The organism is Burkholderia sp. Bp9140 (genome assembly GCF_003853425.1).
GTDB lineage: Bacteria > Pseudomonadota > Gammaproteobacteria > Burkholderiales > Burkholderiaceae > Burkholderia.
Window position 1 is genome coordinate 1 of sequence record NZ_QTPQ01000033.1, and the last position, 22902, is coordinate 22902.

Consider the following 22902-nt stretch of genomic DNA (forward strand, 5'->3'; position numbering starts at 1 on the left):
CTCGCGCCAGCGAAGGCGCTGTACGACGCGATCCTGCACGCGCAGCCCGGACAGCCGGACGCGATGCACTTCCTCGGGCTGCTCGCGTGCCAGCTGAAGCAGTACGACGCGGGCCTCGCGTTGATGGAGCGCTCGCTCGCCGCGCGGCCGGACGCGTCGTATTTCAACAACCTCGGCAACATGCTGCGCGAGTACGGACGGCTCGACGACGCGATCGCGCACTACCGTCGCGCGGTGGCGCTGCGTCCCGACTATCCGGAAGCACACAACAACCTCGGCAACGCGCTGCGCGACGCGCGCGAGCCGGGCGAGGCGATGCAGAGCTGTTCGCGGGCGATCGAGCTGCGCCCCGGTTACGCGGAGGCATACAACAACCTCGGCAACGTGCTGCAGGACCTGGGCGAGCTGGAAGCGGCCGCGGCGAGCTACGGCAAGGCGATCGCGTTTCATCCCGCGTACGCGGAAGCGCACAGTAACCTCGGCAACGTGCTGCGCGCACAGGAGCGGCACGCGGATGCGATCGCGCACTACCGCCGCGCGATCGAACTGAGTCCCGCGCTGCCCGCTGCGTCTCATGGCCTCGGCCTGTCGCTGTGGGCGCTCGGCGAACTGGGCGAGGCCGCGGGCGTGCTGCGCGCTGCCGCGGCCGAATCCGGCGACGCGGGCCTGCACAACAACTACGCGGGCGTGCTGCGCGACGCGGGCGACCTCGACGCCGCCGCGGCGCACTACGCACGCGCGATCGCGCTCGATCCATCGATGGCGGTCGCGCACGCGAACCTCAGCGGTGTGCGCCGCCGCCAGGCGCGTTACGCGGAAGCGCTCGCGCATGCGCGGGATGCGATCCGTATCGCACCGGATCTCGCCGACGCGCACAACCAGGCGGGCAGCGCTCACCACGGGCTGGGCGATCTCGTCGCGGCGCAAGCGTGCTACCGCACCGCGCTCGACCTGAATCCGGCCGACGGCGGCACGTGTCATAACCTGTCGGTCGTGCTGCTCAAGCGCGAGCGGCACGCCGAGGCGCTCGCGTATTGCCGGCAGGCGCTGGCGGCCGGCCGCCCGACCGTGTCGATGTACGTGAATCTTGGCGACATCCTGCGCGCGCAGGGCAACGTCGACGCCGCGGTGCCCGCGTATCGCGACGCGCTTGCGCTGGTGCGCGACGACGCGAGCGACGACGCGGCGGAGGTGCTTGGCCGCCTGCTGTTCGCCGCGGCGGCATCGGCGAACGTGTCCCCGGCCGACTACCTGAACGACGCGCGCCGCTACGGCCGTCACCTCGCGGCGCGTTCGACGCGCCATCCGCATGATGTGCGCGAACGCGCGGCCGATGCGCGGCAGCGCGCGCTGCGAGTCGGCTTCGTATCGGGCGACCTGCGGCAGCATCCGGTCGGGATCTTCCTCGAAAGCGTGTTCGCGCATCTCGATCGCAAACGCATTTCGCCGTACGTGTACACGACGTCCGACGAGGCGGACGCGCTCACCGCGCGACTGAAGCCGCACGCGGCCGTCTGGCGTTCGATTGCCGGATCCGATCCGCAGGCGGCCGCCCGCACGATTCACGACGACGGCATCGACGTGCTCGTCGACCTCGCCGGCCATACGCAGGCGAGCGGCCTGGCCGCATTCGGCTGGAAGCCGGCACCCGTGCAGGCGAGCTGGCTCGGCTTCTTCGCATCGACGGGCAGCGACGCGATCGACTATTTCATCGGTGACGCGCACACGCTGCCGGCCGACGAGGCACATCATTTCGTCGAGCAACCGTGGCGGCTGCCCGACAGCTACCTGTGCTTCACACCGCCGTCCGACGACGTCGCGGTCGGTCCGCTGCCGCTGGCCGCGAATGGCCACGTCACGTTCGGCTGTTTCGGCAAGCTCGTGAAGCTCGGCGACGACGTCGTGCGCGTGTGGTCGCGCGTGCTGCACGCGCTGCCCGGCGCACGGCTGTTGCTGAAGGCGCGCGAACTCGAGCAGGCGGCGGTGCGCGACGCGACCGCCGCGCGCTTCGCACGGCACGGGATCGACGCGGGCCGGCTGCTGTTCGACGGCGCATCGCCGCGCGCCGACTATTTCGCCGCGTACAACCGGATCGACGTCGCGCTGAGCCCGTTCCCGTATCCGGGCGGCACGACGACGGCCGAGGCGCTATGGATGGGCGTGCCGGTGCTCGGGATGCAGGGCGGACGGTTCGTCACGCACATCTGCGAGAGCCTGCTGCACGCGGCCGGGATGCCCGACTGGATCGCCGTCGATGAGGATGACTATGTCGCGAAGGCGGTCGCGGCCGCGCAGGACGGTGCGCGGCTGGCGGCGTTGCGCGCGACGCTGCGCGCACGCACGCTCGCGTCGCCGCTGTGCGATGCGGCGCGCTTCGCACGCAATCTCGAAGATGCCTTCGTCGGCATGTGGACACGCTATACGGAAACGGCACAGACAGCATGAACGATATCCAGCAGGCCTTGCAGCAGGCACTCGCGCACCATCAGGCCGGCCGCCTCGCGCCAGCGAAGGCGCTGTACGACGCGATCCTGCACGCGCAGCCCGGACAGCCGGACGCGATGCACTTCCTCGGGCTGCTCGCGTGCCAGCTGAAGCAGTACGACGCGGGCCTCGCGTTGATGGAGCGCTCGCTCGCCGCGCGGCCGGACGCGTCGTATTTCAACAATCTCGGCAACATGCTGCGCGAGTGCGGTCGGCTCGACGACGCGATCGCGCACTACCGTCGCGCGGTGGCGCTGCGTCCCGACTATCCGGAAGCGCACAACAACCTCGGCAACGCGCTGCGCGACGCGCGCGAGCCGGGCGAGGCGATGCAGAGCTGTTCGCGCGCGATCGAGCTGCGCCCCGGTTACGCGGAGGCATACAACAACCTCGGCAACGTGCTGCAGGACCTGGGCGAGCTGGAGGCGGCCGCGGCGAGCTATGGCAAGGCGATCGCATTTCATCCCGCGTACGCGGAAGCGCACAGTAACCTCGGCAATGTGCTGCGCGCGCAGGAGCGGCACGCGGATGCGAGCGTGCACTACCGCCGCGCGATCGAACTGAACCCCGCGCTGCGCGTCGCGCATCGCGGGCTGGCGGCCGCGCTGCGGGCGACCGACGATTTCGACGGCGCGCTCGAGCATGCGCGGGCGGGGCTCGAACCGGACGACGCCGAAGGCCATTGCGCGCTCGGGCGGTCGCTGCGCAGCATGAACGACTTCGATGGCGCCGCGCGGATGTTCGAGCGTGCGTGCGAGATCGATCCCGGCTACGCGCCCGCATGGTGCCGGCTCGGCGAGCTGCGTTGCCAGCAGGGCGAATACGAGGAATCCATGCGCCTGTGCCGGCATGCGATCGAACTCGATCCCGCGCTCGCGGATGCGTACAACTTCCTCGGTCTCGCGTATCACAACCTCGACCGCATGGCAGCGGCCGAGCTGAGCCATCGCCACGCGATCGACCTGAATCCCGACGACGCGGACGCGCACCACAATCTCGCGGCCGCGCTGTTCCGCCTCGACAAGCTCGACGAGGCGATGAGCGAATACCGGATCGCGCAGGAGCTCGGCGTCGATCCGGTGAAGATCCAGCTGACGCTCGGCGACATCCGCTGGGCCAAGCGCGATTTCGCGGGGGCGGTCGATGCGTTTCGCGAAGCCGTCGAACACGATCCGCACCGCGCTTACGCGCGGCTGCTGTTCAACATGTCGAGCTCGCCGGCATTCGCGCCCGAGGACTGGATCGTCGATGCGCGGCGCTACGGCGACTACCTGGCGCGCGACGCGCGGCTGCTGCCGCACGACCGCGAACAGCGTGCGCTGCAGGCGTGCGGCCGGCCGCTGCGCGTCGGTTTCGTGTCCGGCGACCTGCGCCAGCATCCGGTCGGGATCTTCCTCGAAAGCGTGCTCGCGCACCTCGATCGCACGCGCATCGAGCCGCATGCATACGTGACCTTCGTCGTCGAGGACGACGTGACCGCGCGGCTGAAGGCGGGTTTCGCGAGCTGGAAGAAGCTCACGTGCCTGAATCGCGACCAGGCCGCGCGGATGATTCGCGACGACGGCATCGACGTGCTCGTCGACCTGGCCGGCCACACCAACTGGAGCGGGCTGCCCGTGTTCGCGCACCGGCCCGCGCCCGTGCAGGCGAGCTGGCTCGGCTTCTTCGCGACGACCGGCTGCCGCGCGATCGACTACTTCATCGGCGATCCGCATACGCTGCCGGCCGACGAGGCGCATCACTTCGTCGAGCAGCCGTGGCATTTGCCGGACAGCTACCTGTGCTTCACGCCGCCGGCTTACGACGTCGAGGTCGGACCGCTGCCGATGGCCACGAACGGCGGCGTGACGTTCGGCTGCTTCGGCAAGCTCACGAAGATCAGCGATGACGTGATCGCGTTGTGGTCGCGCCTGCTGCACGCGCTGCCCGATGCGCGGCTGATGCTGAAGGCGCACGAGCTCGGCGCGAGCGACCTGAACCGCGCGACGCTCGAGCGCTTCGCGCGGCACGGCATCGGCGCGCACCAGCTGATCCTCGAAGGCGGTTCGCCGCGCGCGGAGTACTTCAACGCGTACAACCGGATCGACATCGCACTGAGCCCGTTCCCGTATCCGGGCGGCACGACGACGGCCGAAGCGCTGTGGATGGGCGTGCCGGTGATCGGGATGAAGGGCGGCCGCTTCGTTACGCATATCTGCGAAAGCCTGCTGCATGCGGCCGGGATGGGCGGCTGGATCGCGGCCGACGAGGACGCGTATCTCGCGAAGGCGATCGCATTCGCGAGCGACCGCGACGCGCTCGCGGCGTTGCGCGCGACGCTGCGCGAACGCACGCTCGCGTCGCCGCTGTGCGATGCGGCGCGCTTCGCGCGCAATCTCGAGGATGCCTTCCACGGGATGTGGGCCCGCTACGTGGCCGGCGACACGGATGGAACACGCTCATGACGGGCACTGTCGCGCAACGGCTGAACGCGGCGTTCGTGCACCACCAGGCCGGGCGCTTCGACGACGCGCGCGTGCTGTACGAGGCAATCCGGCGCGACGAGCCGGATCAGCCGGACGCGACGCATTTCCTCGGGCTGCTCGCGTGCCAGCTCGGCCAGTTCCCGGCCGGCCTCGCGCTGATGGAGCGCGCGATCGCGCTGCGCGCCGATCCCGTCTACCTGAACAACCTCGGCAACATGCTGCGCGCGCACGGTCGGCTCGACGATGCGCTCGTTGCATACCGGCGCGCGATTTCGCTCGCGCCCGGCTATGCGGAGGCGCACAGCAACCTCGGCAACGCGTTGCGCGACGCAGGCGACGCGGATGCCGCGATGCTGAGCTGTGCACAGGCGCTCGGGCTGCGCCCCGATTACGCGCCGGCCTACAACAATCTCGGTAACGCACTGCAGGACAAGGGCGAACTGGACGCCGCGGCGCGCGCGTACGAGAAGGCGATCGCGCTCGATCCCGGCTACGCGCAGGCCCGCTTCAACCAGGGCAACGTACTGCGTGCACAACGCCGGCCCGACGACGCTATCGCGTGCTACCGCCACGCGATAGCGCTGCAACCGGAACTGCATGCCGCGCATCACGCGCTTGGCGGATTGCTGTTCGAGCGCGACGAACTCGACGCGGCGATCGCGAGCCTCACCCGCGCGGCGCAATCGGGCGAAGTCGACTGCCTGTTCCACCTTGCGGCCGCGCTCGAGCGCGCGGGCGATCTCGGCGGCACGGTCGCAAGCCTGCGGCGCGCGCTGGCCGCGGCGCCCGATCGAGCCGACCTGCATCACCATCTTGCGCAGACGCTGGTCCGGCAGGGCAAGCGGCGCGAGGCGCTCGACAGCTGTCGTATCGCGCTGTCGCTGCCGAACCCGACTGCGCAGATGCACGCCGTGATGGGTGACATCCTGTGCGCGCTGTGGCACCTCGATGCGGGGCTCGCGAGCTACGATCGCGCACTCGAACTCGATCTGGCGTACCGCAATGCGCATTCGGGCCGCATGTTTCACGCGGCCGGCACGGACCGGCTGTCGCCCGCGCAACTGCTCGATCGCGCGCGCGAATTCGGCGCGCAGATGGCCGCGCAGGCATCGCCGCGTACGCATGTGCCGCGGCCGTCCGCCGGGCGTGTATTGCGCGTCGGGTTCGTGTCCGGCGACCTGAAGTCGCATCCGGTCGCGGTGTTCCTGCTGAGCGTCGTCGCGGCGCTCGATCCGTCGCGCATCGAAGCGGTGGCCTACGCGACGCAGTCGGCGGAGGACGACACGACCGCCGCGCTCAAGCGGCATTTCTCGCTATGGCGCGACATCACCGCGCTCGACGACCGCGCGGCCGCCGACCTGATCGAGCACGACCGCATCGACGTGCTGCTCGACCTGAGCGGTCATACCGCGTCGAACCGCCTGCCGGTGTTCGCATGGAAGCCGGCACCGGTGCAGGCGACCTGGCTCGGCTATTTCGCGACGACGGGCATCGCCGCGATCGACTACGTGATCGGCGATCGCCACGTGCTGCCTGACGACGAAGCACGTCACTTCGTCGAGCGGCCATGGCGGCTGCCCGACAGCTATCTGTGCTTCACGCCGCCCGCGCAGCCGCTCGAGGTCGGGCCGCTACCGGCCGCGCGCGAAGGTGTCGTCACGTTCGGCTGCCTGAACAACGCGAACAAGATCGGCGACGCCGTCGTCGCGCTGTGGTCGCGCGTGCTGCATGCGGTACCCGGTTCGCGCCTGCTGCTGAAGTCGGCGCAACTGGAAGAAGCCGCGCTGCGCACGAGCATCGCCGCACGCTTCGCGGCACACGGCATTCCCGCCGAGCGCCTGCTGCTGCGTGGCGGATCGAAACGGCTCGCGCATATCGGCACGTACAACGACATCGACATCGTGCTCGATCCGTTTCCGTATCCGGGGGGCACGACGAGCATGGAAGGACTGTGGATGGGCGCGCCGGTCATCACGCGGCGCGGCGACCGGTTCCTGTCGCATATCGGCGAAAGCATCCTGCATACGCTCGGGATGCCCGAATGGATCGCGGACCACGACGACGACTACGTCGCGAAGGCCGCCGCGTTCGCGAACGACCTGCCGCATGTCGCCGCGGTGCGGGCCGGGTTGCGCGCGCGGCTGCTGCGCTCGCCGCTGTGCGATGCGCCGCGCTTCGCCCGGAATCTGGAAGCGGCGTTCGCGCAGATGGTCGATGCGGCGGCGGCCGCTCGCTAGTCGGGCGACGCAGCCGATCCGGCACGGTGCGGATCCGTATCGTGCCGTCCCGTTCTTCTCGACGCAAAAAAATAGCCGCCCGAAGGCGGCTCGACGCTACGGCATCGGCGCACGCTCGACGGCGGCGCGCGTTGTTGTTCTTGTGCCTACAGCATGCCGGTCGACTGATATAGGCCGGCCGCGCGAATCCGCTCGCGCGATGCGGTGAACTGTTGCGTGAGGCGGTCGCGATCGGCTTGCGCGTCCTGCGTGATCGACGCGTCGATGTCCATGATCCGGCGGATCGTGTCGAGCGCCGCCGGCGTCTGCTCGGGCGACAGGCCCATCAACAGCGGCGAGCGCGCGTCGGCCAGCGCCGCGACGCGTTCCCAGTCGCGCAGCGCGGTGGCCGACTGCATCGCCTGGGTCAGGTGGAGCGCTTGATTCAGCGTATCGGTCGTCATGGTCGTCGTCCGGATCCGTCGTGCGAACAGGCCGCTTACTTGTTGGTGGCGAGCGCACCGGCGCTGTTCGAGCCGCCGAACAACTGGGTCAGGTACTTCGTGTTGTTCGCCATCGTCGCCATCAGGTTGTTCAGCGCGGTGAACTGCGCGTTGTACTGCGTGGTGAGCTGAGCCGAGTAGTTCTTCAGCTGCGTCGCCTGGTCGGACAGGTTCTTCAGGTCCGTATTGATCGCCGTGGTGCGCTGGTCGATCAGGCCGTTCGTCTGCGTGTACGTGTTGACCAGCTTGTTCAGCGTCTGGCCGACGCCGTTCGTCGTGTTGAACAGCGCGGCAACGGCCGGGCTGTTCGACGTGAGTGCGGTGTTCAGCGTGGTCGAGTCGACCTGCAGCGTCCCGTCGGCCTGCAGGTTGATGCCGATCGCCGCGAGCGAATAGGTCGTGCTCGGGCTGCCCGTCGTGACGCCGCCGCTGATCGCGGTCGCGAGACCGTTCGAGATCGTGTTCAGCATCGAGTCGCCGAGCAGCGGGCCGGCCGTCGACGTGTTCGGGTCGTACGACGACAGCGACTGCGCGGTCGTCACGTAGCTGTTGTAGGCGTTGACGAATGCGTTGATCGCGCTCGTCGTGGCCGTCGTGTCGGGCGAAAGCGTGACCGTCTGGGTCGTGTTCAGCGCGGCCGAAGTCAGGTTCAGCGTGACGCCCGTCAGCACGCCGGACACGCTGTTGGATGCGCTGCTCACCGGCGTGCCGTCGACGGTCAATTTCGCGTCCGCGGCCGGCGTCACGGTGGTATAGCCCGACGTCAGCTTCGAGTTGACGCCGGTGCCGCTCACCGACACCGTGTTGGCCGCGCCGGTGTTGTTCGACTGGATCACGAGATGCTGGCCGTCCGAGCCGGTGATCACCGACGCGGTGACGCCCGGGTTGCCGGCCGTCGTGTTGATCGAGGTCGCGATGTCGGACAGCGATGCGCCGGCCGCGACGTTGACGTTGAACGCCGTGTTGCTGCCGAGCGTGATGCTCAGCGAACCGGCCGAGATTGTGTCGGACGACGTGAGGCCCGCCGACGACAGCTTGTTCGCGCTCGCGAGCTGCGTGACGTTGACCGAGTACGAGCCTGCGACCGCCCCGCCGCCGCTCTTGACCGACGCGGTGATGCCGTTGCCGCTCGCGGTCGCCGCGAGGCCGCTCAGCGTCGTGCCGTTCGCGAGACTGGCGATCGCGGTCTGCAGCGCGGACAGCGCCGACTTGAGTTTGCCGACCGCCGACAGCTCGGTGTTGTCTGCCGTCTGCCGGGTCGTGAGGGTTTGGGTCTGACCGGCCGTCTTCGCGGTAACCAGTGCCGACACGAGCGAACTGACGTCGAGCGTCGAATTGGTCGCGCCGCTGATGATCGATTGCCCGGCCTGCGCCAGGAGGCTGCCGATATCGGTCGTGCTTGTGCTCGTGCTCGTCGTGGTCATGCGGGTGCTCCAGTCGTTTGCGCGATGGCGCGCGTTCCGGCGGGTCGCCGTGCTTCGATTCAAATGCAAGCAGGGAGGCGTGCCTCCCTGGAGTGTCGGGTTCGGTGGGCCGAACCGGCGTCGTCGCGCGCCGCAACGCGGACGACGCCGTGTGCGCGGGCGGCGAGCCCGGCGCGGATATTCCCGATTACTGCAGGAGCTTCAGGACCTGCTGCGGCAGCGAGTTCGCTTGCGCGAGCACCGAGATGCCGGCTTGTTGCAGCACTTGCGCCTTGCTCAGGTTCGCCGTTTCCGTCGCGAAGTCCGCGTCGGTGATCTGCGAACGCGCCGCGCTCATGTTGGTTGCCTGCGTTTGCGTCGTCGTGATCGCAGCCTGGAACGTGTTCTGTGCCGCACCCAGCGTTGCCTGGAACGTGTTGACGTTCTTCAGTGCCGTGTCGATTGCCGTGATCGCCGACTGTGCGCTCGTCTGGTCGCTGACCGTCAGGCCGCTCAGGCTCAGGCCTGCGCCCGTGCTCGTCCACACGGTCGCGCCGAAGTTGACGGCAACGGTCTGGTTCGCCGATGCGCCGACCTGGAACGTGACGTTGCCGGCGTTGCTCAGGATGGTCTGGCCGTTGAACGTCGTTTGCGTTGCCACGCGGTCGATTTCGCCCAGACGCGTCGTGACTTCAGCTTGCAGGTTGGCACGTGCGTTCGAGTCCAGCGAGCCGTCGCCGGATTCGACTGCCAGCGTACGGATACGCTGCAGGTTGTCGACGGTCGACTGCAGCGCGCCGGCTGCGGTCTGGATCATCGAGATACCGTTGTTCGCGTTTGCGACACCTTGCGTCAGCGCGTTGATCGCGGCCGTTTGCGTCGTCGAGATCGCGAGACCTGCCGCGTCGTCGGCTGCCGTGTTCACGCGCTTGCCCGACGACAGGCGGTTGATCGCTTGCGACAGTGCGCTTTGCGAGCCCGACAGATTCGTCTGCGTCGTCAGCGAAAGGATGTTGGTGTTGATGTTCAGCATTTGCTTCCTCGTTTTGGAAAATGCCTGAGTACAGACAGGATCGTTTTCGGCGTTGCGCTTTATCGCGAGTGGCGCTGCCCGCCTTTCCTGGTTGACGGCGGCACCCGGCGAAAACTTTAGAGGGATGTTCGAGGAAATTCGGGACGGACTGGCCGGGGCGCCGTGAAGTCCGCGCCCGGCATGGCCGGCAGCGATTTTGACCGGGCCGTGCGATGGCCTCGTTGGACGGCGTGTGCGGCCGCGCCGCGCAGGACGGTGAATCGGGATCGACAAAAGGGTAGTTTTGTCTGTGATTTCCTGATATGATGGCGGGCTGAATTGAGATTTTCTGTCAAGCCTGTGCCGTCTCGGCATTCTTGCTGGCAGTCAAACGCGGCGCTGCACGCGGCTTGTGAAGCGTACTCGCGGTGCTTTCCGCCTCTCTTTTCCGGCCTCCGAGGCCGTATTTCCGCTCGTTTCGCCTGTTGTGGGGACGCCCGGATGGCCGGTGCGTGGCGCTTGGCCGCTACGTTTTTGACCGTTTAAGCAATTTAGGAACGACATGACGACGATTCTTCTGAAAGAAAACGAGCCGTTCGAAGTGGCGATTCGCCGCTTTCGCCGTGCTATCGAAAAAAATGGCCTGATCGCTGAACTGCGCGAACGCCAGTCCTACGAAAAGCCGACCGCAGTCCGCAAGCGCAAGAAGGCAGCAGCCGTCAAGCGCCTGCACAAGCGCCTGCGCAGCCAGATGCTGCCGAAGAAGCTCCACTAAGAGCGTCTCGGGTTCGCCGCGAAACGGCGGAGCGTGCTTCGAAAGAAGCCGCTCCGCCGTTTTGCTTTTCGGGGCCGGAAACGGCCTCGCGGCGCCGGGACGGGGAAGGTCGAGCGGCGGCGTTGGCCCGACGGTGGCATGGCGATTTCGATCGGTAGCCGGCGGCGCTCGCCGCTGGCTACCCCCGTTCGGACGTCGATCTTCGCGCTCGGGCCGATCGTGAGTTTGGTGCGCTGACACGATGATGCGGCTATCCGGCCCGCCGGCCAGCCGGCCAGCCGAAAAATTTCCGCCGCCGTCAGCCTGCGTTGCGGCGCCGTGCCGGATTCTGCTAGCCGCCGAGCGCCGCGCATTTGACGTGACACGGGCAGCCGGCCTCGTGGTCGTTGACCATCCCGGTTGCCTGCATCAGCGCATAACAGATCGTCGAGCCGACGAACTTGCAGCCGTACGCCTTCAGCGCCTTGCTGAGCGCGTCCGACTGGGCGGTCGACGCGGGCGCGTCGCGATACGACTGCCATGCGTTCTGCACCGGCGTGTGGTCGACGAACGACCACAGGAAGTGCGCGAGCGACCCGTGGTCGTCGCGAATGCGTTGCACGGCCCGTGCATTGGTTACCGCGGATTCGACCTTCGCGCGATTGCGCACGATACCGGGATTCTCGAGCAGTTTCTCGATGCGCTTCGGCGTGAAGCGCGCGACCAGGTCGATATCGAAGTCGGCGAACGCCTCGCGATAGCCGGCGCGCTTGTTCAGGATCGTCGACCACGACAGCCCCGCCTGCGCGCCTTCCAGAATCAGCATTTCGAACAGATGGCGATCGTCATGCGACGGCACGCCCCACTCGGTGTCGTGATAGTGAGCATCCGCTTCCGTCCTTACCCAGTTGCACCGCTGCGGCATCGTCAGCCTCGTTCCCGTGTCGATTCGATCGTGCCAGCATAGCGGAAGGCCCATTCACGGCATAGCCGGCCGAACGGCAGATGGGCGCGCGGCGCCGATCCGGTTAAGCTTGGCGCCTGTTCGAATCAGCGGGATCAACGCATGACTGCATTACTGTTTGCGATCGGCATCGACGGCGGCGGCACCGGCACCCGCGCGGTACTGGCCGACCGGCACGGGCGCGAGCTCGCGCAGGGGCGCGGCGGCCCATCCGGGCTCGGCCTCGGCATCGAGCGCGCGTGGGCATCGATTGGCGCGGCCTGTGCCGACGCATTCACGCGGGCGGGGCTCGCGTTCGACTGGTCGCAGTGCGCGCTCGGCTGCGGGCTCGCGGGCGTCAACAATACCGCGTGGCTCGCCGCGTTCCGTGCGCAGGCGCCGCTCGACGCGCTCGCGGTCGAAAGCGACGCCTATACGACCGTCGTCGGCGCGCACGCCGGCGCGCCGGGGCTCATCGTCGCGCTCGGCACGGGCAGCATCGCGGCGGCGCTCGACGCGGCGGGCGAATGTCGCATCGCGGGCGGCTTCGGCTTTCCGTCCGGCGACGAGGCGAGCGGCGCGTGGCTCGGCGTGCGCGCGCTGGCGTATGCCCAGCAGGCGCTCGACGGCCGCGTGCCGCGCGACGCCTTCGCCGATGCGCTGCTCGCGGAAACGGGGGCGCACGATCGAGACGCACTCGTCCAGTGGTCGTGCGATGCGAACCAGACGATCTATGCGCGCCTTGCGCCGATCGTGTTCGCGCACCGCACCCATCCGCATGCGGCCGCGCTGATCGCGCAGGCCGGCGACGAGATCGGCAAGATGATCGACGCGCTCGATCCGCGGCAGGCGCTGCCGGTTGCGCTGTGCGGCGGGCTGGCCGGCGCGCTTGAACCGGCCGTGCCGGCGCGTCACGCGGCCCGGCTGCGCGCGCCGCTCGACGATTCCGCGCATGGCGCGTTGCGGCTCGCGCTGCAGGCGTTGAGGGCGGCTGAGGCGGGGTGAATGGTTCAAGCGGCCAGAGCGTGGTGAGTGGGCCGGGCAGGCTGGCCGGGTCAGGCAGGTCGGGTGGGTTGCGCGTATCGAGCGTATCGAGCGTATCGGGCGGACCTAGTGGACAGAGCGGACAGAGTGGACCGAGCGGACCGAGCGGACCCAACAGGCTGACCAGGCCGAACCGGCAGCGCGCCGAGGGCCGAACCGCCTGAAACCCGCCACCTCCGCCCGTCCCCCCAACCGCCCGGCGCGCCCCTGGGCACGACGTTAAAATAGCGGTTCCGCAGCGTCCTGCGCGCCATTCTCCGGTCCCCATGTACAAAGTCATCGCCACCGATCTCGACGGCACCCTGCTGAACAGCGATCACCAGCTCGATCCGTACACGATCGAGACCGTCCGCCGGCTCGACCGCGACGGCCTGCAGTTCGTGATCGCGACGGGGCGCCACTACGCGGACGTCGCGGGCATCCGCGACGTGCTGGGCATCCGGCCGTACCTGATCACGTCGAATGGTGCGCGCGTGCATGCGCCGGACGATACGGCGATCCATGCGCAGGACATCGATCCCGCGATCGTCCGCGGCCTCGTGCAGCCGGGCGTCACCGGCGCGCACGGGCGCGTGATCGTCAACCTGTTCACCGACCGCGGCTGGCTGATCGACCGCGAGGCGCCGCACCTGCTCGAGTTCCACCAGGATTCGGGTTTCCGGTACGACGTGATCGACATGGCCGCGCACGACGGCGCGGACATCGCGAAGGTGCTGTACATCGGCGAGCCGGCCGATCTGGCGGTGGTCGCCGAGCAGATGCGCGTGCGGTTCGGCGACGCGCTGTACGTCACGTACTCGCTGCCCGACTGTCTCGAAGTGATGACCGCCGACGTGTCGAAGGGCCGCGCGCTGCGTACGGTGCTCGCCCGGCTCGGCGTCGACGCCGGCCACTGCATCGCGTTCGGCGACAACATGAACGACATCGACCTGCTGGAAACGGCCGGCCATGCATTCATGATGAACAACGCAAACCCCGACCTGATCGCGCACCTGCCGCACATCCCGCGGATCGGCAACAACTTCGACGCGGGTGTCGCCCGCCACCTGCGCATGCTGTTCGCGCTCGAAGGCACCCTCGACGGCGTCGCCGCGTCCTGAGCGAACATGAAAAACGGGCGCCAGCGGCGCCCGTCCAAATTACCTGCCTCGATGTTGTTCGACAGCGTGAGGCTCGCTGCTCTGCTCGCGTGACCCCGTAGTGTTTATTCGATAGTGCGAGCGGATGCGGGCAGCAGGGCGACGGCATCGTCGCGCCCCGCGATCAGCGGGTAGATGATCCCCGCGATTGCCGCGCCGATGATCGGCGCGACCCAGAACAGCCACAGCTGCCCGATCGCCTCGCCGCCCACGAACAGCGCGGGGCCGGTCGAGCGGGCCGGGTTCACCGACGTGTTGGTGACCGGGATCGAGATCAGGTGGATCAACGTCAGGCACAGGCCGATCGCGATCGGCGCGAAGCCGGCCGGTGCGCGCTTGTCGGTGGCGCCGAGAATCACGAACAGGAAGAAGCCCGTCATCACGACTTCGCAGATGAACGCCGCGCCGAGCGCGTAGTGGCCGGGCGAGCGTTCGCCGAAGCCGTTCGTCGCAAAGCCGCTGCCGACGACGTCGAAGCCCGGCTTGCCGGTCGCGATCAGGTACAGCACGAACGCACCGAGCGTCGCACCGACCACCTGCGCCACGATGTACGGCGCGAGATCGCGCGCCGGGAAGCGGCCGGCGACCGTCAGGCCCACGCTCACAGCCGGATTCAAATGGCAACCCGAAATATGGCCGATTGCGAATGCCATCGTCAGCACGGTCAGGCCGAATGCAAGTGCGACGCCGGCAAAGCCGATGCCGAGGCCCGGAAAGGCGGCGGCCAGCACGGCGCTTCCGCACCCGCCGAGCACGAGCCAGAACGTGCCGAATGCCTCTGCAGCCAGACGCTGAGAAAGATTCATGTAAGGACCTTGTTCAAGTGGGTTGACGACAATCGGACGACCGGACGACTTATTCCGACGCCCGGAATTGGTCTGGATTATAGGAAATGAATCGGCTTCGAGAGGGTCAACGATTGTTAAATTTGAATGGCTGACGAATGGCTTTTATTAGAATAAGTCCGCATTCTCGATATAGCCGAATCGGTTAAAGATGACAGCATTAATTTCGAAGAGCAGGGCGGCAGTGCAGACGACGTAACGGGTGTTGGTGTTCCGGCCGGACTCGCCGGAGCCGCATCATGGAAAAAAGGGAGTCGAAAAATGTCTCAATACGCGAAACTCAAGGCGCAGATCGCCGATCTGCAGGCGCAGGCGGATGACGTGCGTCGCCAGGAAGTGGCGGCGGTGATCGCCGACGTCCAGCGAATGATTGCCGAATATGGGCTGACGGCCCAGGATCTGGGCTTCGTGGAGCGAGCGCGGCGCGGCCGTCCGCCGAAAAAGGCGCCGCTGCCTCCGAAATACCGCGACCCGAAGTCGGGTGCAACCTGGAGCGGGCGCGGCAAGCCGCCGAATTGGATCGTCGGGAAAAACCGCGATCGATTCCTGATCGAATGACCGCCCAAAAAGAAAGAGCCGCATCGGCGATGCGGCTCTTTGGTTTTTCCGCACCGATTTCGGCGCGAATTTTCCGGCATATTTCCTGACGAATTTCGGCGTCAGGCGCCCGCGACCCGGCGCAGCGCCGGCTGTTTTGCCGCCGTGCAAAGCGATTCGTAAGTTTCGACGTAACGTCGCGCCATCGCCTTCGAGCTGAAACGCGTATCGAAGCGTGCGCGGATCGCGTCGCGCGACAGGCTGTCGATCCGGTGCAGCGCGCCGACCGCGCCCTGCACGTCCTCGACGATGAAGCCGGTCACGCCGTCCTCGATCACTTCCGGCACCGAGCCGCGGTTGAACGCCACGACCGGCGTGCCGCAGGCCATCGCCTCGATCATCACCAGACCGAACGGCTCCGGCCAGTCGATCGGGAACAGCAGCGCCTTCGCGCCGGAGAGGAATGCCGGCTTCTGCGCCTCGTTGATCTCGCCGATGAATTCGACATGGGCTTCGCCGAGCAGCGGCTCGATCACTTCCTTGAAGTAGTCCGCATCGGCCTTGTCGACCTTCGCGGCGATCTTCAGCGGCAGCCCGCTTTGCGCGGCGATCCGGATCGCGGTGTCGACCCGTTTTTCGGGACAGATCCGGCCGAGGAAAGCGAGGTATTCGGGTTTCACGTCCGGTTGCGGCGTGAGCAGCGTGTCGGGCAGTCCGTGATACACGGTGCCGGCCCAGGCTGCCTGCGGCAGCGGCTTGCGCTGCGAATTCGAGATCGAGACGACCGGTGCGTCGGGGAACGCGTCGAACACCGGCTGCAGCTCCGGCAGGTCGAGGCGGCCGTGCAGCGTCGTCACGTAAGGCGTATCGAGGCGCGACATCAGCGGGAACGGCAGGTAGTCGAGGTGGAAGTGCAGCACGTCGAATTCGTGCGCGACACGGGCGACCTGCTCGATCAGGCGCATATGGGGCGCCATCGAGTCACGGATCGACGGGTCGAGCCGCAGTGCGCGCGGCCATGCCGCCTCGAGGCGGGCGGACGTGACGGAGTCGCCGCTGGCGAACAGCGTCACGTCATGGCCGAGCTCGACGAGCGCCTCGGTGAGGTAGGACACGACACGCTCGGTGCCGCCATAGAGTTTCGGCGGGACGGCTTCGTAAAGCGGCGCGATCTGGGCAATACGCATGGGCGTTCTCCGGTGTCGACCAGCGTGGGTGCTCGAGTGCGGATGCTGGTCCGATACAAGGTTGCGGAACTCGCCGACGCACGCCTTGGGCGGTGCGTAGCCGGGTCCGTGGCGGGATGCGCGGGACGCCGGGCGGCAAGTTGCGGGGCGGGCCGGCGCGGCTCCCGCCGCTGCCCATTGGAGTCCATTATCGATATCGCCTTCCGGGGTTCGAGTGTTTTTTCAAACACTTAAGGCTTGTTACACGCTGAAATACGCGAAAACCCCGATAAAAAGGGTGCGGATGCATGAATCGAGATGGACGCAACTATTGTTGCGATATTGTGAAAAACCACTATAATTTTTGCCGATTCACTGGCCGGCAGCCTTGCCGGACGGACTTCAGCCGGATTCGTCCAATATCGGACCGCATCACCGACGAATTCGCGCGCCACGCGCCCCCGCCGTTTGTCCCCTTTCAGTTCGCCTTGTCGGAAAAATTCCTACACGGTTTACAGACAAATCCTGCGCGGCATGCGCCACTTCGCTGATACCGGCATAAATGCCGTTTGGCCAAAATTCGCCCTGTAAGACTATAAACGTGCCGACAGCGCGCCCAGTGCGGCCTGATCGAGCAAACGTTTTCATAATGAAAGGCCAAAGCAAAGCTCTTAACGGGGGAATCATGAGCGCCACCAGCGAAATGCTCAGTGAGATCAAAGAGGTCAACCTGTCGTACCTCCTCCTCGCGCAGCGCCTGCTGCGGGAAGACAAGGCGATGGGCATGTTCCGCATGGGCGTGTCCCAGGAACTGGCCGACGTGCTCGCGAACCTCACGCTCGCCCAGACCGTGAAGCTCGCCGCATCGAACCAGATGTTGTGCCGTTTCCGCTTCGACGATCACGCGTTGCTGTCGTCGCTCGCCGACAAGGGGCGCAGCGACGTCGTCACGCACGCGCACTCGGCCATCCTGATGGCCGGCCAGCCGGTCGAAAGCGTCCGCTGATCCTTTTCCGCCTTGCGTTCGTCCCGGCGCGCCGCGCCGGCGGGCGGCGTATTGGCCACTCATCCGAACCACGTCAAGCAGACGGTTATTCAACATGGCAAGCAAAAGCGTCGTGATCGAGGTGAAGGAAATCACCCTCGCCATCGAACTGATCGAACTGGGCGCCCGGCTGCAGCTGCTGGAGGCGGAGACGAGCCTGTCGCGCGACCGCCTGATCAAGCTGTACAAGGAACTGAAGGGCGCGTCGCCGCCGAAGGGGATGCTGCCGTTCTCGACCGACTGGTTCATGACGTGGCAGCCGAACATCCACTCGTCGCTGTTCTACAACATCTACCGGTTCATGCAGGACCACGGCCGCTGCGAACCGATCCAGTCGATCGTGAAGGCATACCGGCTCTACCTCGAGCACGTGAACCTGTCCGGCGACGAGGCCGCGCTGAGCCTGACGCGCGCGTGGACGCTCGTGCGCTTCTTCGATTCCGGGATGCTGCAGATGACCCCGTGCACGCGCTGCGGCGGCCATTTCGTCGCGCATGCGCATGATCCGCATCAAGGTTTCGTGTGCGGCCTGTGCCAGCCGCCGTCGCGTGCGGGCAAGACCCGCAAGGCCGCCGCGGCGCGTGCCGAGCTGGCTGCCGCCGCGGCCTGAACCCCGCCGGACGGGAGCCGGGCGGGAGCCGGCTGGTTGCCGCGTGCCGGGCAAACCGGCCGGCGCTTGCTGGTAAACACCGCCGCGGCGCCGCGGCGCAGCCGCGAAAGTTTTCCTGCCGACTGCCGTAAACCTGATTAACGGCGGTCTCCCCGCCGGTCTTTCGTGAGGGACAGGCAGTGCTGATTATCGTGGGAACACTCGTGACGCTGTTGTCCGTCTTCGGCGGTTACGCGCTGGCAGGCGGGCATCTGGGCGCATTGGTCCAGCCGCTCGAGATCCTGATGATCGCCGGCGCGGGCGTCGGCGCGTTCATCCTCGGCAACGGCATGAAGACCATCAAGGCGACGCTGCGCGTGCTGCCGACGCTCTTCAAGGGCTCGAAGTACACCAAGGACGTCTATATGGAACTGATGGCGCTCCTGTACGTGCTGCTCGCGAAGGCGCGCAAGGAAGGCACGCTGACGCTCGAGGCCGACATCGACGATCCGGACAAGAGCCCGATCTTCACGCAATACCCGAAGATCCTCGCCGATCGCCACATCGTCGAATTCCTGACCGACTACCTGCGCCTGATGGTGGGCGGCAACATGAACGCGTTCGAGATCGAGAGCCTGATGGACGAGGAGATCGAGACGCACCACGCGGAAGGCGAAGGCCCCGCGCATGCGCTGATGCGCGTCGGCGACGCGATGCCGGCGTTCGGGATCGTCGCGGCCGTGATGGGCGTCGTGCACACGATGGCGTCGGCCGACAAGCCGCCCGCGGTGCTCGGCGCGATGATCGCGCAGGCGCTGGTCGGCACGTTCCTCGGGATTTTGCTGTCGTACGGGCTGATCGGGCCGCTCGCGAGCCTCGCGGAGCAGCGCGTCGCCGAGTCGACCAAGATGTTCCAGTGCATCAAGGTGACGATCCTCGCGAGCCTGAACGGCTATGCGCCGGCGATCGCGGTCGAGTTCGGCCGCAAGGTGCTGTTCTCGACCGAGCGTCCGTCGTTCACGGAGCTCGAAGAGCACGTGCGGCGCGTGAAGGCGAAGTGACGCGGAGCGTTCGATGAGCAAGAGCAAGGATCGCGCGATCGTCGTGAAACGGGTGGCCCCGCAGAAGAAGGGCCACCACGGCGGCGCATGGAAGCTCGCGTATGCGGACTTCATGACCGCGATGATGGCGTTCTTCCTGCTGATGTGGCTGCTGAGCTCGGTCACGCCGGTGCAGCTGAAGGGAATCGCCGAATACTTCAACACGCCGCTGAAGGCCGCGCTGTTCGGCAGCGGCGACCGCAGCTCGCAGGACTCCAGCATCATCAACGGCGGCGGCCGCGACCTGTCGAGCGCCGACGCGGGCACGCTGCGCCGCACCGACGGCACGACGTCGCTCGCCGATCGCGTCGCGAAAGCCGGCGACGACCATTCGCGGTCGCAGGCGCAGGGCGCGCAGGACCGGCTCGAGCAGACGCGCCTGCACGACCTGCAGATCAAGCTGATGGCGGCGATCGAGGCGAACCCGACGCTGCGCCAGTTCAGGCAGCAGATCCGCATCGATTCGACGCTGATGGGGCTGCGCATCGAGATCGTCGATTCGCAGAAGCGGCCGATGTTCGCGATGTCGAGCGACCACGTCGAGCCGTACATGCGCGACATCCTGCGCGAGATCGGCAAGACGCTGAACGACGTGCCGAACCGGATCATCGTCCAGGGCCACACCGACGCGGTGCCGTACGCGGGCGGCGAGGGCGGCTACAGCAACTGGGAGCTGTCGGCCGATCGCGCGAACGCGTCGCGCCGCGAGCTGATCGCGGGCGGCATGGACGAGGCGAAGGTGCTGCGCGTGCTCGGCCTCGCGTCGACGCAGAACCTGAACAAGGCCGATGCGCTCGATCCGGAAAACCGCCGGATCAGCGTGATCGTGCTGAACCGCAAATCCGAAGAAGCGCTGATGCGCGACGACGCGACGACCACGACGCTGTCGGCCGACGCGGCGGGCTCGAAGCTGCTGGCCCAGCAGCTCGGCGGCCCGTCGCCGGCCGCGCGACCGGCGCTCGCGAGCGCCGTCGCGGTCGCGCCGAAACCCTGACGTATCCAAGATTCCGAGACAGACATGATCCGAACCATTCTCGCCATCGACGACTCCGCGACCATGCGTGCGCTGCTGCAGGCGACGCTTGCGCAGGCCGGCTACGACGTGACCGTGGCGCCGGACGGGGAAGCCGGCTTCGACATGGCGGCCACGGTGCCGTACGACCTGGTGCTGACCGACCAGAACATGCCGCGCAAGAACGGCCTGGAGGTGATCGCCGCGCTGCGCAAGCTGACGGCGTACACGGACACGCCGATCCTCGTGCTGACGACCGAAGGCAGCGACGCTTTCAAGGACGCCGCGCGCGACGCGGGCGCGACCGGCTGGATCGAAAAGCCGATCGACCCGGCGGTGCTGCTCGACCTGGTCGCGACGCTCTCCGAGCAGACCGCCTCCTGACATGAACGCGACGAATCCAACCGGTGACCGGGCATGACTCTCGACATCACGCAGTTCTACCAGACCTTTTTCGACGAAGCGGACGAGTTGCTCGCGCAGATGGAGCAACTGCTGCTGAACCTCGACGTCGGCTCGCCCGACCCCGAGGACCTGGCCGCGATCTTCCGCGCCGCGCATTCGATCAAGGGCGGCGCGGCGACGTTCGGCTTTTCCGCGCTGACCGAGACGACCCACATCCTCGAGTCGCTGCTCGACCGCGCGCGCAACCATGAGCTGACGCTGACCAAGGAAATGGTCGACGCGTTCCTCGAGACCAAGGACGTGCTGTCCGACCAGCTGGCCGACTATCGCGCGAGCGCCGAGCCGGACGCGGCGGCCGCCGCGACGATCTGCGCGAAGCTCGAACGGCTGAAGGCCGAGAGCGGCGCAGGTGCGCCCGCGGACGCCGCGCCTGCCGCGGCGACTGCACCGGCACCGGCCGCCAGCAGCGACCGCGCGCCCGATCACGTGGTCGAACAGGCCGTCGCGGCCGCGCATCCGGCGGCCGATGCGGCCGACGCCGGCACGGACGGCCCGCACCTGAAGATCACGCTCGTCGGCGTCGACGCGAAGGACCAGGCGCTGCTGACCGAGGAGCTCGGCAATCTCGGCCGGATCGTCGGCCGCGAGGAAGCGGGCGCGGACCTGACGCTGTGGCTCGAATCGGACGTGCCGTCCGACGACATCGTCGCCGTGTGCTGCTTCGTCATCGACGACAGCCAGATCCGCATCGCGCGCGGCACCGCGCCGGCCGCACCGGCGGCGCCGGCCGCCACGCCGGCCGCGGCCGAGCCGGCCGTCGCGCCGGAACCCGCCGCCCGGGTCGAGGTATTCGCGCAAGCCGCCGGTGCCGCACCGGCCGCCGCCGCGCCGCAAGCGCAAGTGCCGCCGAGCGCCGCCGTGCCGCCGGCGCCGCAAGCGCACGCCGAACCGGCGGGGCAGGCCGCCCAGGCTGCCGCGCACCACGACGACAAGCGTCCGCGCCCGGCTGCCGCCGCATCGGGCGCCGAAGGCAGCTCGATCCGCGTCGGCGTCGAGAAGGTCGACCAGCTGATCAACCTGGTCGGCGAGCTCGTGATCACGCAGGCGATGCTGGCGGAAACCGCGAGCGCGTTCGATCCGGCGCTGCACGACCGCCTGTTCAACGGGATGGCGCAGCTCGAGCGCAACGCGCGCGACCTGCAGGAAGCGGTAATGTCGATCCGCATGATGCCGATGGACTACGTGTTCAGCCGTTTCCCGCGGCTCGTGCGCGATCTCGCCGGCAAGCTCGGCAAGCAGGTCGAGCTCGTCACGTTCGGCCAGGCGACCGAGCTCGACAAGAGCCTGATCGAGCGGATCATCGACCCGCTCACGCACCTCGTGCGCAACAGCCTCGACCACGGGATCGAAACCGTCGACAGGCGCGTCGCCGCCGGCAAGGACGGGGTCGGCCAGCTCGTGCTGTCGGCCGCGCATCACGGCGGCAACATCGTGATCGAGGTCAGCGACGACGGCGCGGGCCTGAACCGCGAACGGATCCTCGCGAAGGCCGCGAAGCAGGGCATGCAGATTTCCGAGAACATCAGCGACGACGAAGTCTGGCAGCTGATCTTCGCGCCGGGCTTCTCGACCGCCGAGACCGTGACCGACGTGTCGGGCCGCGGCGTCGGGATGGACGTCGTGAAGCGCAACATCCAGTCGATGGGCGGCCATGTCGAGATCACGTCGCAGGCCGGCCGCGGCACGACCACGCGGATCGTGCTGCCGCTCACGCTCGCGATCCTCGACGGGATGTCGGTGAAGGTCGGCAGCGAGATCTTCATCCTGCCGCTGAACTTCGTGATGGAGTCGCTGCAGCCGTCGAACGACGACATCTACACGGTCGGCAACGGCGAGCGCGTGGTGCGCGTGCGCGGCGAATACCTGCCGCTCGTCGCGCTGCACGAGGTGTTCTCGGTCGAGGACGCGCGCACCGATCCGACCCAGGGGATCGTCACGATCATGGAAACCGAGGGACGCCGCTTCGCGATGCTGATCGACGAGCTGGTCGGCCAGCAGCAGGTGGTCGTGAAGAACCTCGAAACCAACTACCGCAAGGTGCACGGCATCTCGGCGGCGACCATCCTCGGCGACGGCAGCGTCGCGCTGATCGTCGACGTCGCGGCGCTGAACCGCGAAACCCGTGCGATGCACGGTGCCCGAGCCGGCGCCGAGCTCGCGATCTTCTGACTCTCGCCATT

At 67.5% G+C, this 22902-nt stretch carries 19 protein-coding genes; 13 read left to right on the top strand and 6 right to left on the bottom strand.

From position 1 onward, the window contains the following. From DIE21_RS25485 to DIE21_RS25495, 3 genes are all read left to right on the top strand, one after another. The coding region (locus DIE21_RS25485) for a tetratricopeptide repeat protein (RefSeq protein ID WP_124500297.1) at nt 1-2445 on the top strand (2445 nt) is incomplete at its 5' end. Beyond that, on the top strand, nt 2442-4928 hold the full coding sequence (locus tag DIE21_RS25490; RefSeq protein WP_124500298.1) for a tetratricopeptide repeat protein: 2487 nt from the start codon (nt 2442-2444) through the stop codon (nt 4926-4928). The genes DIE21_RS25485 and DIE21_RS25490, both read left to right, overlap by 4 nt. Continuing rightward, nucleotides 4925-7186, top strand: a complete 2262-nt coding sequence (locus DIE21_RS25495) for a tetratricopeptide repeat protein (protein WP_124500299.1) — start codon at nt 4925-4927, stop codon at nt 7184-7186. Before DIE21_RS25490 ends, DIE21_RS25495 begins: the two co-directional genes overlap by 4 nt. A gap of 146 nt (nt 7187-7332) precedes the next feature. Here DIE21_RS25495 and DIE21_RS25500 read toward each other — a convergent pair whose 3' ends face one another. The 3 genes from DIE21_RS25500 to DIE21_RS25510 form a co-directional block, all read right to left on the bottom strand. After that, nucleotides 7333-7629 (bottom strand): flagellar protein FliT, encoded by a 297-nt coding sequence (locus DIE21_RS25500; protein WP_124500300.1) that lies wholly within the window; start codon nt 7627-7629, stop codon nt 7333-7335. 35 nt (nt 7630-7664) lie between these two features. Continuing rightward, the gene (fliD, locus tag DIE21_RS25505; protein WP_124500301.1) at nt 7665-9092 is read right to left on the bottom strand and encodes a flagellar filament capping protein FliD; all 1428 of its coding nucleotides are present in this window, start codon (nt 9090-9092) and stop codon (nt 7665-7667) included. A gap of 187 nt (nt 9093-9279) precedes the next feature. Continuing rightward, nucleotides 9280-10104 carry a flagellin domain-containing protein gene (locus DIE21_RS25510; protein WP_012362818.1) on the bottom strand — a complete coding sequence of 275 codons (825 nt, stop codon included), beginning with the start codon at nt 10102-10104 and terminating at the stop codon, nt 9280-9282. 541 nt (nt 10105-10645) lie between these two features. Here DIE21_RS25510 and rpsU point away from each other — a divergent pair. Further along, on the top strand, nt 10646-10858 hold the full coding sequence (gene rpsU, locus DIE21_RS25515) for a 30S ribosomal protein S21 (protein WP_006401410.1): 213 nt from the start codon (nt 10646-10648) through the stop codon (nt 10856-10858). Between the two features lie 331 nt (nt 10859-11189). Here the strand turns inward: rpsU and DIE21_RS25520 are convergent, their stop codons facing one another. Beyond that, nucleotides 11190-11762, bottom strand: coding sequence for a DNA-3-methyladenine glycosylase I (locus tag DIE21_RS25520; RefSeq protein ID WP_124500302.1), 573 nt, complete (start codon nt 11760-11762; stop codon nt 11190-11192). A 141-nt stretch (nt 11763-11903) separates the two neighbouring features. Here DIE21_RS25520 and DIE21_RS25525 point away from each other — a divergent pair, with 141 nt between their 5' ends. Together DIE21_RS25525 and DIE21_RS25530 are read left to right on the top strand one after the other, a co-directional pair. Further along, nucleotides 11904-12785 carry a BadF/BadG/BcrA/BcrD ATPase family protein gene (locus DIE21_RS25525; protein ID WP_124500303.1) on the top strand — a complete coding sequence of 294 codons (882 nt, stop codon included), beginning with the start codon at nt 11904-11906 and terminating at the stop codon, nt 12783-12785. A 305-nt stretch (nt 12786-13090) separates the two neighbouring features. Then, the gene (locus tag DIE21_RS25530; RefSeq protein WP_124500304.1) at nt 13091-13924 is read left to right on the top strand and encodes a Cof-type HAD-IIB family hydrolase; all 834 of its coding nucleotides are present in this window, start codon (nt 13091-13093) and stop codon (nt 13922-13924) included. A 104-nt stretch (nt 13925-14028) separates the two neighbouring features. On the opposite strand, the gene aqpZ is transcribed toward DIE21_RS25530, so the two are convergent. Further along, nucleotides 14029-14769: an aquaporin Z gene (gene aqpZ / locus DIE21_RS25535; protein ID WP_124500305.1), complete on the bottom strand. Its 741-nt coding sequence runs from the start codon at nt 14767-14769 to the stop codon at nt 14029-14031. A 300-nt stretch (nt 14770-15069) separates the two neighbouring features. Between aqpZ and DIE21_RS25540 the strand changes: the two genes are divergently transcribed. Beyond that, entirely contained in the window at nt 15070-15366 is a 297-nt protein-coding gene (locus DIE21_RS25540) for an H-NS histone family protein (RefSeq protein WP_069746440.1), read from the top strand. Nucleotides 15367-15467: 101 nt separating this feature from the next. Here DIE21_RS25540 and DIE21_RS25545 read toward each other — a convergent pair whose 3' ends face one another. Further along, nucleotides 15468-16532 carry a glycosyltransferase family 4 protein gene (locus DIE21_RS25545; protein ID WP_124500306.1) on the bottom strand — a complete coding sequence of 355 codons (1065 nt, stop codon included), beginning with the start codon at nt 16530-16532 and terminating at the stop codon, nt 15468-15470. Between the two features lie 664 nt (nt 16533-17196). On the opposite strand from DIE21_RS25545, the gene flhD reads away from it, so the two are divergent. The 6 genes from flhD to cheA all read left to right on the top strand — a co-directional run bounded on the left by flhD (nt 17197) and on the right by cheA (nt 22891). Further along, the gene (gene flhD, locus DIE21_RS25555) at nt 17197-17517 is read left to right on the top strand and encodes a flagellar transcriptional regulator FlhD (RefSeq protein ID WP_014895554.1); all 321 of its coding nucleotides are present in this window, start codon (nt 17197-17199) and stop codon (nt 17515-17517) included. 94 nt (nt 17518-17611) lie between these two features. Then, nucleotides 17612-18166, top strand: a complete 555-nt coding sequence (flhC, locus tag DIE21_RS25560) for a flagellar transcriptional regulator FlhC (protein WP_124500307.1) — start codon at nt 17612-17614, stop codon at nt 18164-18166. Nucleotides 18167-18345: 179 nt separating this feature from the next. Next, the gene (gene motA, locus DIE21_RS25565; protein WP_124486860.1) at nt 18346-19206 is read left to right on the top strand and encodes a flagellar motor stator protein MotA; all 861 of its coding nucleotides are present in this window, start codon (nt 18346-18348) and stop codon (nt 19204-19206) included. Nucleotides 19207-19219: 13 nt separating this feature from the next. Continuing rightward, the gene (gene motB, locus DIE21_RS25570; protein WP_124500308.1) at nt 19220-20239 is read left to right on the top strand and encodes a flagellar motor protein MotB; all 1020 of its coding nucleotides are present in this window, start codon (nt 19220-19222) and stop codon (nt 20237-20239) included. Nucleotides 20240-20263: 24 nt separating this feature from the next. After that, nucleotides 20264-20641 carry a response regulator gene (locus tag DIE21_RS25575; protein ID WP_124500309.1) on the top strand — a complete coding sequence of 126 codons (378 nt, stop codon included), beginning with the start codon at nt 20264-20266 and terminating at the stop codon, nt 20639-20641. 33 nt (nt 20642-20674) lie between these two features. Beyond that, nucleotides 20675-22891 carry a chemotaxis protein CheA gene (gene cheA, locus DIE21_RS25580; RefSeq protein WP_124500310.1) on the top strand — a complete coding sequence of 739 codons (2217 nt, stop codon included), beginning with the start codon at nt 20675-20677 and terminating at the stop codon, nt 22889-22891. Nucleotides 22892-22902 lie beyond the last annotated feature (11 nt).

What these genes read in the sequence shown, in the direction of transcription:
- DIE21_RS25540 (WP_069746440.1), top strand. Translation starts at nt 15,070, where the DNA reads ATGTCTCAATACGCGAAACTCAAGGCGCAGATCGCCGATCTGCAGGCG.
- rpsU (WP_006401410.1), top strand. Translation starts at nt 10,646, where the DNA reads ATGACGACGATTCTTCTGAAAGAAAACGAGCCGTTCGAAGTGGCGATT.
- fliD (WP_124500301.1), bottom strand. Translation starts at nt 9,092, where the DNA reads ATGACCACGACGAGCACGAGCACAAGCACGACCGATATCGGCAGCCTC.
- cheA (WP_124500310.1), top strand. Translation starts at nt 20,675, where the DNA reads ATGACTCTCGACATCACGCAGTTCTACCAGACCTTTTTCGACGAAGCG.
- DIE21_RS25575 (WP_124500309.1), top strand. Translation starts at nt 20,264, where the DNA reads ATGATCCGAACCATTCTCGCCATCGACGACTCCGCGACCATGCGTGCG.
- motB (WP_124500308.1), top strand. Translation starts at nt 19,220, where the DNA reads ATGAGCAAGAGCAAGGATCGCGCGATCGTCGTGAAACGGGTGGCCCCG.
- DIE21_RS25500 (WP_124500300.1), bottom strand. Translation starts at nt 7,629, where the DNA reads ATGACGACCGATACGCTGAATCAAGCGCTCCACCTGACCCAGGCGATG.
- DIE21_RS25520 (WP_124500302.1), bottom strand. Translation starts at nt 11,762, where the DNA reads ATGCCGCAGCGGTGCAACTGGGTAAGGACGGAAGCGGATGCTCACTAT.
- DIE21_RS25525 (WP_124500303.1), top strand. Translation starts at nt 11,904, where the DNA reads ATGACTGCATTACTGTTTGCGATCGGCATCGACGGCGGCGGCACCGGC.
- flhC (WP_124500307.1), top strand. Translation starts at nt 17,612, where the DNA reads ATGGCAAGCAAAAGCGTCGTGATCGAGGTGAAGGAAATCACCCTCGCC.
- DIE21_RS25510 (WP_012362818.1), bottom strand. Translation starts at nt 10,104, where the DNA reads ATGCTGAACATCAACACCAACATCCTTTCGCTGACGACGCAGACGAAT.
- DIE21_RS25545 (WP_124500306.1), bottom strand. Translation starts at nt 16,532, where the DNA reads ATGCGTATTGCCCAGATCGCGCCGCTTTACGAAGCCGTCCCGCCGAAA.
- flhD (WP_014895554.1), top strand. Translation starts at nt 17,197, where the DNA reads ATGAGCGCCACCAGCGAAATGCTCAGTGAGATCAAAGAGGTCAACCTG.
- DIE21_RS25495 (WP_124500299.1), top strand. Translation starts at nt 4,925, where the DNA reads ATGACGGGCACTGTCGCGCAACGGCTGAACGCGGCGTTCGTGCACCAC.
- aqpZ (WP_124500305.1), bottom strand. Translation starts at nt 14,769, where the DNA reads ATGAATCTTTCTCAGCGTCTGGCTGCAGAGGCATTCGGCACGTTCTGG.
- DIE21_RS25490 (WP_124500298.1), top strand. Translation starts at nt 2,442, where the DNA reads ATGAACGATATCCAGCAGGCCTTGCAGCAGGCACTCGCGCACCATCAG.
- DIE21_RS25530 (WP_124500304.1), top strand. Translation starts at nt 13,091, where the DNA reads ATGTACAAAGTCATCGCCACCGATCTCGACGGCACCCTGCTGAACAGC.